The sequence below is a fragment of the Bradyrhizobium sp. MI1.10 genome (assembly GCF_055811035.1).
Genome location: NZ_JBVVPN010000018.1, coordinates 1 through 12,399 on the forward strand (window position 1 = coordinate 1; position 12,399 = coordinate 12,399).

General features: G+C 64.3%; 12 protein-coding genes. 5 read left to right on the forward strand and 7 right to left on the reverse strand.

Annotated features, from left to right (window positions below; all coding sequences use genetic code 11):
* Window positions 1-625: DUF2336 domain-containing protein (locus AC0L3K_RS19765; RefSeq protein WP_473366724.1), on the forward strand; the 625-nt coding region annotated here is incomplete at its 5' end.
* Here the strand turns inward: AC0L3K_RS19765 and AC0L3K_RS19770 are convergent.
* Genes AC0L3K_RS19770 through AC0L3K_RS19780 form a run of 3 tightly spaced genes read right to left on the reverse strand, consistent with a single transcriptional unit; the run spans window position 622 to window position 3,673 of the window.
* Window positions 622-966: a DUF1491 family protein gene (locus AC0L3K_RS19770; protein ID WP_007593522.1), complete on the reverse strand. Its 345-nt coding sequence runs from the start codon at window positions 964-966 to the stop codon at window positions 622-624. The two genes, AC0L3K_RS19765 and AC0L3K_RS19770, sit on opposite strands and share 4 nt — an antisense overlap.
* A gap of 57 nt (window positions 967-1,023) precedes the next feature.
* The gene (locus AC0L3K_RS19775) at window positions 1,024-1,734 is read right to left on the reverse strand and encodes a peptidoglycan-binding domain-containing protein (protein WP_473366725.1); all 711 of its coding nucleotides are present in this window, start codon (window positions 1,732-1,734) and stop codon (window positions 1,024-1,026) included.
* Window positions 1,727-3,673: a PAS domain-containing sensor histidine kinase gene (locus tag AC0L3K_RS19780; RefSeq protein WP_473366726.1), complete on the reverse strand. Its 1,947-nt coding sequence runs from the start codon at window positions 3,671-3,673 to the stop codon at window positions 1,727-1,729. The genes AC0L3K_RS19775 and AC0L3K_RS19780 overlap by 8 nt, the downstream gene beginning before the upstream one ends.
* Window positions 3,674-4,057: 384 nt before the next feature.
* Here AC0L3K_RS19780 and AC0L3K_RS19785 point away from each other — a divergent pair, with 384 nt between their 5' ends.
* A complete protein-coding gene (locus tag AC0L3K_RS19785) occupies window positions 4,058-4,483 on the forward strand; it encodes a DUF5330 domain-containing protein (protein ID WP_007593526.1) in 426 nt (141 codons plus the stop codon).
* Window positions 4,484-4,550: 67 nt separating this feature from the next.
* Window positions 4,551-4,982 carry a SufE family protein gene (locus tag AC0L3K_RS19790; protein ID WP_007593527.1) on the forward strand — a complete coding sequence of 144 codons (432 nt, stop codon included), beginning with the start codon at window positions 4,551-4,553 and terminating at the stop codon, window positions 4,980-4,982.
* A gap of 5 nt (window positions 4,983-4,987) precedes the next feature.
* Here AC0L3K_RS19790 and AC0L3K_RS19795 read toward each other — a convergent pair whose 3' ends face one another.
* Together AC0L3K_RS19795 and AC0L3K_RS19800 are read right to left on the reverse strand one after the other, a co-directional pair.
* Window positions 4,988-5,404: a Ros/MucR family transcriptional regulator gene (locus AC0L3K_RS19795; RefSeq protein WP_007593528.1), complete on the reverse strand. Its 417-nt coding sequence runs from the start codon at window positions 5,402-5,404 to the stop codon at window positions 4,988-4,990.
* A gap of 160 nt (window positions 5,405-5,564) precedes the next feature.
* Window positions 5,565-6,437 (reverse strand): hypothetical protein, encoded by an 873-nt coding sequence (locus AC0L3K_RS19800; RefSeq protein WP_007593529.1) that lies wholly within the window; start codon window positions 6,435-6,437, stop codon window positions 5,565-5,567.
* Window positions 6,438-6,749: 312 nt separating this feature from the next.
* Here AC0L3K_RS19800 and AC0L3K_RS19805 point away from each other — a divergent pair, with 312 nt between their 5' ends.
* Both AC0L3K_RS19805 and AC0L3K_RS19810 read left to right on the forward strand, forming a co-directional pair.
* Window positions 6,750-8,399, forward strand: coding sequence for a glycosyltransferase family 39 protein (locus AC0L3K_RS19805; RefSeq protein WP_354127450.1), 1,650 nt, complete (start codon window positions 6,750-6,752; stop codon window positions 8,397-8,399).
* 180 nt (window positions 8,400-8,579) lie between these two features.
* Window positions 8,580-9,359, forward strand: a complete 780-nt coding sequence (locus AC0L3K_RS19810) for a class II aldolase/adducin family protein (RefSeq protein ID WP_007593534.1) — start codon at window positions 8,580-8,582, stop codon at window positions 9,357-9,359.
* A 223-nt stretch (window positions 9,360-9,582) separates the two neighbouring features.
* Here the strand turns inward: AC0L3K_RS19810 and AC0L3K_RS19815 are convergent, their stop codons facing one another.
* Together AC0L3K_RS19815 and AC0L3K_RS19820 are read right to left on the reverse strand one after the other, a co-directional pair.
* On the reverse strand, window positions 9,583-10,977 hold the full coding sequence (locus AC0L3K_RS19815) for a M20/M25/M40 family metallo-hydrolase (RefSeq protein WP_007593536.1): 1,395 nt from the start codon (window positions 10,975-10,977) through the stop codon (window positions 9,583-9,585).
* Between the two features lie 54 nt (window positions 10,978-11,031).
* The gene (locus AC0L3K_RS19820; RefSeq protein ID WP_473366727.1) at window positions 11,032-12,360 is read right to left on the reverse strand and encodes a glycosyltransferase family 87 protein; all 1,329 of its coding nucleotides are present in this window, start codon (window positions 12,358-12,360) and stop codon (window positions 11,032-11,034) included.
* Window positions 12,361-12,399 lie beyond the last annotated feature (39 nt).

Genomic DNA, 12,399 nt, shown 5'->3' on the forward strand with positions numbered 1-12,399 from the left:
TGATGTGAAAAAGACACCGCCCTCCAACATGGCGATGCAGCCAAAGGACGCGGCCGATATCTACGACATGTTCTTCCGCGCCGGCACCGCCGAGCGCGCGCTGATCCTGCACAATCTGGCGGAGACCCCGCTGAAGGCCGCGCCGCGGATTCCGACCGTGCGCGCCAAGCGCGCGATCCAGATCCTCGAGATGGCGGCGATCGCGGGCGATGTCGAGAATTTCGCCTTCGAGCTCGGCGACAGCCTGATCCTGCCCTCGCGCGTCGCAGCCCAGATCGTCGACGATGCAAGCGGCGAAGCGCTCGCGGTCGCCGCGCGCGCGCTCGACATGCCGAGCCCGGTGTTTCAGCGCATCCTGCTGTTCTTCAAGCCGGAGATCGGCAACTCCGTGACCGACGTGTACCGGCTGTCGCGTCTTTACGATCGCCTCAGCGACCGGGCGGCGCTGGTGATGCTGGCCGCCTGGCGCGGCTCGACGCTCGCCGTCACCCGCGCCAAGTACCAGCCGTCGCTGCATGACAGCGAGCGCCAGCGCGCGCGTGCGGGCGCAAGCCAGACACGCCCGGGCGTGCAGCCCGGCTCCGCGCCCGCGGTGCGGACGGGGACTGACGGATCGGATCGTTAGGTCTTCGCCAATTCGAGGAAATGCCGCCCGGCGCGGTCTTCGGTCTCGACGATCCAGATGTCGGAATCGAAGCGGATCTCCTTGGTCAGGCGCTCCTCCACCGCAGGCTCCGGCATCGGCTGCGGCGCAAACGGCACGAAGAAGCGATCGACCGGCCGGCCGTCGTCGTAAGAGGTCTGCGGCGCCGGCACATAGAGCATCGCATTGCCGTCAAGCAGCGAGATCTTCACGAACACCGCACCCGCCTCCTCCGCACCGCGACGACGCACCGCGCCGTACACGCCCTCGGTCTGGCACCGGCGCAGATAGGCTGAGACCCAGATGTTCGATTTCAAACGCATGGTGGCCACGATAGGACAGCGCTGCAATCAGCACCAGCCTTCGCACAACAGCAACGACTATTCGACGGGGTGGCCGATCGCGGCGCCGAGCTCGCGGAGCAGGCGGTCGGACAGCTGGCCGGTGACCTGCATCTTGTGCTCGCGCTCGAATTTCTGGATCGCGGACTGGGTCTCGCTACCCATCGCGCCCGTGATCTTCAAATTTCCGTAGCCGTATTCGGACAGCGCGCGCTGCACGCCGGCGATGCGCCGCGCCGCCGCGCTCTGCTGCACGGGGATCGGCGCCGGCGGACGCGCAACGGAGGGCGGCGCCGAAATCGTTTGCTTGACCAGATTGGTCATGGGATCGCCTGAGCGCGGCGTCGATGCGGTCGCCTCGACAGGCCTCTCCGGCGGCTTGTCCGCAGGTCTGGGCTCGGCAGGTCTGGGCTCGGCACGAAACTCCGTGGCTCTCGGCTCGAGCGGCGAGGTATCGGCCCCGACCGGACGCGAACGGGGCAAGGGGTTCGACAGCGGCAGGGACGAGGGCGCGGGAAGATTGATCACGGTGCCGAACATCGGCGCCGGATGCCGCCCGGTCTGGAGGAACAGCGCGTTGGCAACGATCGCGCCGATAGCGGCCACGGCGACGAAACCGGCGAGCGTATCCTTGGGGCTATGCAGCAGCACGCGCAGCACGAGATTGCGCTCGGTCTCGACATCGATGACTGCGGCCTTGGCGCCACGGCGGCGCGGAGCGGCTTGGTCCTTGGCAGACTTCTTAGGCACTTTTCTTCACCAGAGCGGGTTGGTCCTGAACTTGGTCGTGAGGATGGTCCTGCAGTTCCTGGTGCTGAAGTTCCTGGCGCAGCACCGGCGTCAAGGTCGCGATCTTGCTCTCGCTCGCCTTGCTGTCGGACATCTTGGCCTCAGAAATCTTGGTATCAGAAGTTTTGGCATCAGAAATCTTGGCCTGCGGCGTGTAGACGAGCGGCAGCTTGACGGTGACGGCAGTGCCCTCGCCGAGCCTGCTTTGTACCGTCAATTCGCCGAGATGCAACGCCACCAGGCTCTTCACGATCGAAAGTCCGAGGCCGGTGCCTTCGTGGCGGCGCTGATAGGTTTTGCCGGCCTGGAAGAATGGCGCGCCGATGCGCTTGAGATCGTCAGGTGCGATGCCGATTCCGGTGTCGCTGACGCGCAGCGCAAGCTGCGAGCCCGAGACCGCCGCTGTTACAGTGACCTGACCGCCGCGCTCGGTGAACTTGACGGCGTTGGCGACGAGGTTGAGCACGATCTGCTTGAAAGCGCGCGGATCGCCGGTCATCACAGGCAGATCCTGCGGCGCATCGGTGACGAGATCGACGCCGTTCTCCCGCGCCTTCAGCGCCAGCAGATTGCAGCAGTGCATCAATGATGCACGCGGCGCGAACGGTTCCGACGCCATCTCGAAATTACCCGATTCCATCTTGGACATGTCCAGGATGCCGTTGACGACCGAGAGCAGATGCTTGCCGGAATCGTTGATGAGCTGGGCGTATTCCCTCCGCTGGGCCGCGCCCAGCATCAAGGTCTGCTCCTGCGTGATCATCTCGGAGAATCCGATGATGGCGTTGAGCGGCGTGCGCAGCTCATGGCTCATGGTGGCAAGGAAGCGCGTCTTGGCGGCGTCGGCCGCCTCTGCAGCGCTGCGCGCCTGATCGAACGCCTGCTCTCCGAGCTTGCGGTCGGTGACATCGCGCATCACGGCGACAACATCGGCCTCGCGCGTGGTATCACGGCCCATATCCCGATCGAGCGGGCGGCAGCGCATCTCGACCCAGATGAAATCAACCTGGCCGCGCTCCGAGCCGGCACGCTCCCGGCGCAACCGGAACTCGACGCTGCGCACCTCGCCGCGCGCGGCATCGGACAGCGCCGTCAGATACGCCGGGCGATCGGCGACATGGACGCGATCGAACAGGCCGTGGCCGAGCAGTTGCGCGACGGGCACACCGAGCATGGCTTCCACCGCCGGTGAAATGAACTGCACCGCGCCGTTGCGCTGATGCCGCGAGATGACGTCGCTCATATTCCGCGCCAGGAGACGGTAACGCTCTTCCTCACGCGACAGCAGCGCAACGCTGGTGCGCGCGAGCGATTCCGCACCGAAGGCCAGACCTGCCGCATAGAGCGTCGCCGAGGCGACGCCGAACGCCATCAGCACGCCGCGTTCCGCAGCGCTGGCGTCGCCAATCGACAGCCAGCCGAGCTGGCTGACGAGGATGAGAATGCCGGCGCAGGACAGCGCCAGCAGCGAGGCAAAGGCCGCGACGCGGCGCGAGGCCGACAGCGCAGCTTCGAGGGGAACCACGACCAGCCAGATCGCGCCGAACGATTCGATGCCGCCGGTCGTCACCGCCACCGCCATGATCAGGCCCGACAGCGCCAGCGACGACAGCACATGCGCGCCTTCGTAACGGCCGGTGCGCGACAGGAACCAGGACAACAGGATCGGCGCAATCAGCCAGGCAAAGGCCGCGACCTCGATCGCGCTCGGCGCGCCGCGCATGGCGAGATAGACCGGGAATGCGGCAAAGGCGGCCAGGCTGCCGAGCAGCCGCGGGGCCATGAAGGCACGATGGCGCGCTCGCGTCAGCGCGTCGTAACGCGCGGAGGGATGCAGCAGCGCATCGAGACAATCGCGGATGATACTCAAAACTGTCACGGGTCTCGCGCTTCGGCTCATTCGTCGGGAAGACGCGCCGGAACGCCTCCTTATCGTTGAGCCACCGTGTCAGAGCGACCTTAAACGAACACTAAGGCAGCGCGGCGCGCCGCCAGACACCGCGTCATCGCAGGGCTTTTTAGACGATTTGACGACGTCATCAGCGGGGATGGTGAACACAGGGTTTCACCGTGATCCGCATGGTTTCGAAATGGTGGACGGGCGTGGCGGCAGAATCACGGGTGTGGTCGTCAATCGAAAATTTACGACACGGTCGATTGCAAAGATTCTTGAGTCAATTTTCCGCGAATTAAGCGGAAGGCAATCACTTGCGATTTATCGAGAGTTGCTAGGCCCGACATCCGTGGAGATCGCCGCGGCGGGATCTAACATACAGGTCGCAAGATGCGCTTTCTGCTTCGCATCACATTCTGGCTCGGGCTGGTGCTGGTGCTCCTGCCGCGAGACAAGACGCCCGAATCGGACAAGCTGCCGCAGATCGGCGCTGCCGACGCGGTGCAGGCTGCGACCGCGGCTGTTTCCGACATGACCCAGTTCTGCAAGCGCCAGCCGGCGGCGTGCGAGGTCGGCGGACAGGCCGCGACCATCATCGGCCAGCGCGCGCAGGACGGCGCGAAGAAGATCTACCAGATCATCAACGACAAGAAAGAGCAGCTCGAGAAGCCCGACAAGAAGACCCCCGACCACACCGGCTCGATCGCGCTGGCCGGCGAAGGTGATACCGCAACCAGCGAGGCGCCGCGCGACACCCTGTCCCAGGACGACCTCGCGCTGGAATGGCGCGGCCCGGCGCCCGCGACGGCGAATTAGCGCCCAAACCCTATCGATTTCGGCGCTTTGCGTCCCTATATTGGCCTGAACGGGAACTTGGGCCAGCATGACGACGATCGACGAAATCAGGGATAATTTCGAGATTCTGGACGAATGGGACGACCGCTATCGGTACGTCATCGAGCTCGGCCGCACCCTGGAACCGATGTCCGAGGCCGAGCATTCGGCCGAGAACAAGGTGAATGGCTGCGTCAGCCAGGTCTGGCTTCAGAAGCTGATCGATCGTCGCGATGGCGGGCCGCCGGTCCTGACATATCGCGGCGACAGTGACGCCCACATCGTGCGCGGGCTGGTCGCGATCGTGCTGTCGCTTTACTCCGGCCGCACGCCTCAGGAGATTCTTGCGACCGACGCCATTGCCGTATTCGACGAGTTCGGTTTTCGCGACCATCTGACGCCGCAGCGTTCCAACGGCCTGCGCTCGATGGTCGAGCGCATCAAGACCGACGCGAAAGAAGCGCTCGCGGAAGCGTCGTAGAAATCCTACTTCCGCTTGCGCTGCTGCTGTCCCAGTCCCATCTGCTTCGCAAGCTGTGAGCGGGCCACTGCATAGTTCGGCGCGACCATGGGATAGTCGGCCGGCAGGCCCCATTTCTCGCGATATTGCTCCGGCGTCATGTTGTACCGGGTGTGCAGATGGCGCTTCAGCGACTTGAAGCGCTTGCCGTCTTCCAGACAGACCAGATAATCAGGCGCGATCGACTTCTTCAGCGAGACCGCCGGCTTCGCGGGCTCGAGCGGCACCGTCTCGGTGCGACCCGATGAAACGCGCACAAGCGCGCCATGCACCTGGCTGATCAGGTTCGGAATCTCAGTTGCAGGCGTCGGGTTGTTGCTGAGATAGGCCGACACGATGCCCGCCGTCAGCTCAATGAAATTCTTAGCCCCGGCATCCGACATCGGCCCCGCCTTTCTCCACCTTGCGTCTCACGGGAGAGACGACGTCAGAGTATTCCGTGTCAACAATACATTCGACTGAATGGAATGACTGAGGAATATGGGCTGATTTACTGACGAAGCAACAAGAACGCCAGCGCTTTACTTGCCTGCGCCAGCTCTCTCAAGCCCCACGCTGGTCGAGGTGGGAGCGCAGCTCGTCGATCGAGGCAAAGCGCATCATCCCTTCCGGCATCTGGGCTTCGATCGAGCCATCGGAGTAGAGCGAATAGGCCATGCCGTCGACGATGCCGGATTTGAGCACGGTCACGGGCGCCTGTTCGGCCGCGGCCGCCGGCTCCGGTGCGGGCGGCGGAGCAGTCTCAGCGAAGGTCGACGGCGAGCGCGGGGGCGGGCGCCGCGAGGCGGCCGGCGGCTCGGCAGGCCTCATACGGTCCGGCTTCGGCCAGGCGTCGTCAAAGCTCGCAGGCGGCGTCTCCGGGGCGGCAGGCTCCGCCGACGGCTCGGCATGCGGCAGCGGCGGCAAGCCCTCGCTGGTCTTCGCCTCGGCGCGCTCGCGCTCCTTGCGGGAGGTCGAGGCGAACATCAGGTTGCGCCGGCGCGGCGGTTCCGGAACCTCCGGCGGGCTCGGAGCTTCCGGCGGTGGCGGAGGCTCGGCGCGCGGACGCTCGCGCGCGGCTGCTTCGTTCTGCCAGGGCGGCGGTCCTGCGGCCGGCAATGGCGGCGCCGGCTCGATCTTCTCTGCGCCCGGCTCAGGCGCGGGGCCAGGCGTTCCAGCCATCCCGAGACCCGGCAGCACGGGCCTGACCCGAACGTCGGATGGTGCGATGGATCCAGCCAGCCGGCGGGCCATGCCTTTCAATTCCGCGACCACGACGTAGAGGCCGGCCAGTAACATTCCGGAGCAGACGCCGATGGTACCGGCGATTATGAGGGTACTGCCGAGACTGAATTCCCTGACGGTGAAGCCGAACAGGATCGCAAGGAGGCCCGCCAAAACGGCGAAAATCCCCGCGATCAACAATGCCAACGCCATCGAACTCACCCCTGGCCACGCAGCCACACGCGACCCTCGTCACGCCACGATACCGTCATCCGGTGTTCCACGCCAACGTCGAATTATAACCTGCGTTCCTTAAGGAAAGGAAATCAGGGACTTATTCACATTCCCTTCAGCTACGGCTCGCTACTTTAGGCCGCTCTCAAGTTTGGCCGGATTTGCTGCGTCGCATCAGGAATTAGCCATAATGCCCAATTACTTGCTAATGGAACTGCGCTATAGGGATTCCGGGGAGCAGGCCCGCGCGCACCAGCAGGGCCAAGAGGGGATTCCGGGTCACCAATAGCCATGACATCCATCACGACTTCGGCGATCGACACGCCCCTGCGGCGCTCGGTTGAACGGACTTGCGACGATCTCGCCATGCTGGTGCTGGCTGCGGTCGCCGTCATTGCAGGCTTGACCTTCCGCGACTACGGGCTCGGCTGGGACGACTACACCCACGCCGAATACGCCGATCTGCTGCTGCGCATGTTCGGTTCCGGTTTCAAGGACACCGCGGCCCTCTCCTTTGCCAACCTCTACATGTATGGCGGCGGCTTCGACATGGTCGCGGCCCTCCTGCACAAGGTGATTCCGCTCGAGCTGTTCGAGACGCGCCGGCTGCTCGGCGCCGTAGTCGGCGTGATCGGACTTGCGGTGACGTGGCGGCTTGGCCGCCGTGTCGGTGGTCCCCTTGCGGGACTTGCCTCACTCTTGCTGCTCGCGCTCTGCCCGATCTTCTACGGCCACATGTTCATGAACCCGAAGGATGCGCCCTTCGCGGTGGCCATGATCATCCTGATGCTGGGCCTCGTCCGCCTTGCCGAGGAATATCCGCAGCCGTCGCCGCGCACGATCCTGATCGTCGGCCTTGGCGCCGGCCTCTCGCTCGGCACCCGCATCCTCGGCGGCCTTGCGCTGGTCTATGCCGTGATCGGCTTCATGCCGCTGTTCCTGGAGGAACTGCGCACCGAGGGCCTGCGTGAATCGGTCCGACGCTTCGCTTATGTCGTCTACGTGCTGTTGCCCGGCCTCGTGCTCGGCTACATCGTGATGGGGCTGATCTGGCCGTGGTCGATCATGGAGCCCGGCAATCCCTTCGAGGCGCTGACCTACTTCTCGCACTTCTTCGAGAAACCCTGGAAGGAGATGTTCGACGGCGCGATCGTTTCCGTGCCCGACATGCCCTGGTCCTATCTGCCGACGCTGTTCGCGCTTCAGTTGCCCGAGGTGATGCTGGTGCTGATGTTCGGCGCCGTGATCGGCACCTTCGCACTGCTGCCGCGCCGCGAGGTTCCCGCCCGCCGCAAGGCCATTCTCCTGATGCTCACGCTCGCCGCGACGCTGCCGCTGGCGATCGCAATGGTGAAGCGGCCGGCGCTGTACAACGGCATCCGCCATTTCGTCTTCGTGATCCCGCCGATGGCGGTGCTCGGCGGCGTTGCCTTTGGCTGGGCCATGGAGCGCCTGCGCGCCAATCACCGCACCTGGCAGCCGGTCGTGCTCGCCACCTTCTGCTTTGGCTTGGCGCTCTCGCTGGCCGAAATGATCCGGCTGCATCCCTATCAATACACCCACTTCAACCACATCGCCGGCACCGTGCGCGGCGCCGACGACCGCTTCATGCTGGATTATTGGGGTCTGGCGCTGAAGCAGGCCTCGGACGAATTGCGCGAGCAGCTGGTGGAACGCCAGGAAGTGCCGCCGCGAAACCGCAAATGGAAGGTCGCCGTGTGCGGTCCGCAGCGCCCCGCCCAGGTCGCGCTCGGGCCCGACTTCACCATCGGCTGGGATTCCAATGCCGCCGATTTCGCCATGACTCTCGGCGAGTTCTACTGCAAGGGCCTCACCGCGCCCGTGCTGGTCGAGATCAAGCGCGACGACGTGGTGTTCGCCCGCGTCTACGACATCCGCGGCAGCAGCATTTCGAGCCTGCTCTCGATCCCGGCGCCGTAATAAATTCCTCCGGACCGTAGCCCGGATGAGCGCAGCGACATCCGGGGCCTATCAGGCAGCCCCGCATGTCGCTTCGCTCATGCGGGCTACGCTGGACTGCCGCGCTTTGTGTGCCTTGCTGGCAGCTCGCGGCAGGACTACGCTCCCTCCCCGCAACAACGATGTTCGGAGAGATCAACCATGTCGCCAGCGGAAGCGCGCCTGAAGGAAGTGCCGTCGAACATGACGGAGGCCGAGTGGCAGCAACGGGTCAATCTCGCCGCATGCTATCGTCTCGTCTCGCTCTACGGCTGGGACGATTTGGTCGACACCCATATCTCCGCGCGCGTGCCCGGCCCTGACCATCATTTCCTCATCAACCCCTACGGGCTGATGTTCGACGAGATCACGGCGTCGAGCCTGGTCAAGGTCGATCTGCACGGCAACCAGCTCTCCGAGAGCGAGTACAGCATCAACCCCGCCGGCTTCACCATCCACTCGGCGATCCACGAGGTGCGCGAGGACGCCATCTGCGTGCTGCATCTCCACACCCTCGACGGCACCGCGGTCTCGAGCAGCGCCGAAGGCCTGCTGCCGCTGAACCAGACCGCCCAGCTCGTCACCCACGACCTCGCCTATCACGACTACGAAGGCATCGCGCTCGACCACGACGAGCGGCCGCGGCTGCAGAAGGACCTCGGCGACCATAACCACATGCTGCTGCGCAACCACGGCACGATGACGGTCGGCCGTTCGGTGGCTTCGGCCTTCGAGCGCATGTATCACCTTGAGCGCGCCTGCTCGATGCAGGTACGTACGCGCGCGCTGGGCACGCCGGTCTATCCGGTCGACGATGTCGCGATCGACAAGAATACCGAGCTGCTCGCCAACCGCGACCGCGCCGAGTTGCGCGCCACTAACCTGGTGTGGCCGCCACTGCTGCGCAAGCTGGACCGCGAGCTGCCGGGCTACCGGTCTTGAAATTTTCGAGATTTGGTGTAGGGTAGCGTTTAACGAACCTCTACGCCTTTTGGAATGAAACGCCGCCCAATTCCGGGCGGCGTTTTTATTTGTAAGGTCTCGTAGGGTGGGCAAAGCGAAGCGTGCCCACCATTGCCGATCGCGATCCGGGACAGATGGTGGGCACGGCGCTTTGCGCCTTTGCCCACCCTACGCACTCGCAACGACGAGGATAAAGAGCGCCCTACTTCACCTCCGCCAGCGCCGCGAGGATGCGCGCCCAGGAACGGATGCCTTTCTGGAAGCTGCGGAGGTCGTACTTCTCGTTCGGCGAGTGGATGTTGTCGTCGTCGAGGCCAAAACCGACGAGCAGCGAATCCAGCCCCAGCGCGCGCTTGAAGTCGGCGACGATCGGGATCGAGGCGCCCGAGCCCATCAGCACGGTCTCCTTGCCCCATTCCTCGGTCAGCGCGGTTTTGGCCGCGGCGAGCGGCTTCATGTTCCAGTCGAGCGCAATCGCAGGCCCGGCAGAGTGATCGCCGAACTCGACCTTGCAGTCTCCCGGAATGCGCGCCGTCACGTACTCACGGAAAGCCTTGCGGATCTTCGCAGGATCCTGCCCTTGGACCAGCCGGAACGAGACCTTGGCCGACGCGTGCGACGGGATCACCGTCTTCGAGCCCTCACCGATATAACCGCCCCAGATGCCGTTGACGTCACAGGTCGGACGTGTGGAAGCCTGCTCGACCAGGAGCCTGCCCTTCTCGCCGGCCGGTATCGATAGCCCAACGGGCTTGAGGAACGTGTCCGGCGTGAAGTCGAGCTTCTTCCACTGCGCGAGAATGTCCGGCGGCGTGTCCTTTACCCCATCGTAGAAGCCCGGAATGGTGATGCGATTGTCGTCGTCGAACAGCCCGCCGAGAATTTTGGTCAGCACCCGGATCGGGTTCATCGCGCTGCCGCCGAACACGCCGGAATGCAGGTCGCGATTGGCGGCGGTGATCTTGAGCTCCTCATAGAGCAGACCGCGTAGCGAGGTCGTGATCGCCGGCGTGTTGCGGTCCCACATGCCGGTGTCGCAGACCAGCACGTAGTCCGCCCTAAACTCGTCCTTGTTGGCTTCGATGAAGGGCACGAAGTTCTTCGAGCCGACTTCTTCCTCGCCTTCGATCAGGAACGTGACGTCGATCGGCAGTGACCCCGTCACTTTCTTCCAGGCGCGGCAGGCCTCGACGAAGGTCATGACCTGGCCCTTGTCGTCCTCGGCGCCGCGCGCCACGATGATCTTGCGGCCGTCGGCATGGTCGGTCACAACAGGCTCGAATGGCGGACGGTGCCAGAGCTCGAGCGGATCGACCGGCTGCACATCATAGTGGCCGTAGAACAGCACATGCGGCCGGCCGCCCGCGACGCTCTTGCCGACGACCGCGGGATGGCCGGCGGTCGGCCTCACTTCAGTCGCAACGCCGAGGCTCGCGATGTCCCTGGCAAGATGCTCGGCCGCCGCCTTGCAATCGGCCGCGAAGGCCGGGTCGGCGGAGATCGACTTGATCCGCAACAGCGAGAACAGACGCTCCAGGCTGTTGTCGAACTCCTTGTCGATGTGGTCGAGCACGGATTGAAGCTGCGCATTTGCCATTGGTCGTATTCCCTGCGTTCGAATCCCAAGACGTCGGGACTCAAAGATGTCTTCTCAAGAACTATCGGCTTTTAGCGCTGCCGCGGCGTCGGGGCCAGCCGCAACCGGCGGATGCCGGATGTGCCATGCGAGACTAGCTGCGAGGATCGCCGTGGCGGCGAGGTTATTGCCCCAGGCCTGGAAGACATTGGGAAACCACGGCAGCGCCAGCAGCATGAGGATGCCGGCGGCGCCAAGGGCGAGCCAGGTTCCCAGGCGTACGTTCGCCCGCTCGTCGAAGGCGGCACGATGCATCAGCACCGTCATCGGGAAGAACAGCCACATGAAATAGTATTGTCGCGCCAGCGGCGATGCCACCGTCATCAGGCAGAACAGGATGCCGAGCTCCTCGGCGTCCGAGCGCGCCGTACGCCGCGCTTGCCCTGGCATGACCGCGACGAAGCCGAGTCCGAGCAACGCCGACAGCGCCAGCACGATCCAGTTCGCCGTCCTGTAATCGACGTCGATGACATTCATCGTGCGCGGCGGCTTGTTGGGATCCTCCTGATTGTAGTTGATTGGCCGGACCAGCCGGTGCGTGACAGCAATGAGTGACTGGTTCACCCACGACCAGTTCTGCTCGTCGCGTTGGCCAAATCCTTTTTCCGAGCTCGACCCGACCATGCCCTGATACCAGGTCTTGACCTCGGCGGCGTTGCGCTCGAAGCCGCGAATGGGAGCCGGCACGATGTAGAGAAGTATGCCGGTGAAGGCGACCGTAGCGACGGCGGCTCCCCACTTTCGCCGCCAGACCAGATAGGGCAGCACCGCAATGGGAAACACCTTGATCGCGGTGGCGAGCGCGAACATGAAGCCTGCGAGCCAGGAGCGCTGATGCTGCAAGCTCCAGAAGCCGTAGAGCATGATCGCCAGCAGGACGAGGTTCGGCTGTCCAAGATCGAACATGTCAAACACGAAGGTCACGGTCACGGCAGCTGGTAGTGCCTCCAGCCAGGGGCCAGGCGTGCGGCCCGAACCGGTCATGGCATTGGAGAGCATCCCGGTGTACCACCACGCCGCAATATTCAGGACCGACAGCACGCTGTAGAGCGCGATCTTGCCGAACCAGCTCGGGACTGCCAGCAGGATCGCCGGCAGCGGTGGGTAGATGAACTCGAAGTACTGGTGGATGTCGCCGGGATAGAGCGGCCCACCCTTCAAGACCTGCTGCCCGGCCCAGTACCACAGGCCGTAGTCCTTGGTTTTGCCGTGCCCGAAGATCTCGGGACCAAGGACATCGGCAGCCAGGATGAAGCAGCAGAGCAGGAAGAGCAGGTCGAGCGGCGCACGTAGCGACAGTCTTCGGAATGTGCCGGGTCGAACGAAAGATTCAGGTGAGGTCACGGTGTGGTCCAGTCAGGGGCCATAGCACCTAGCAGACGG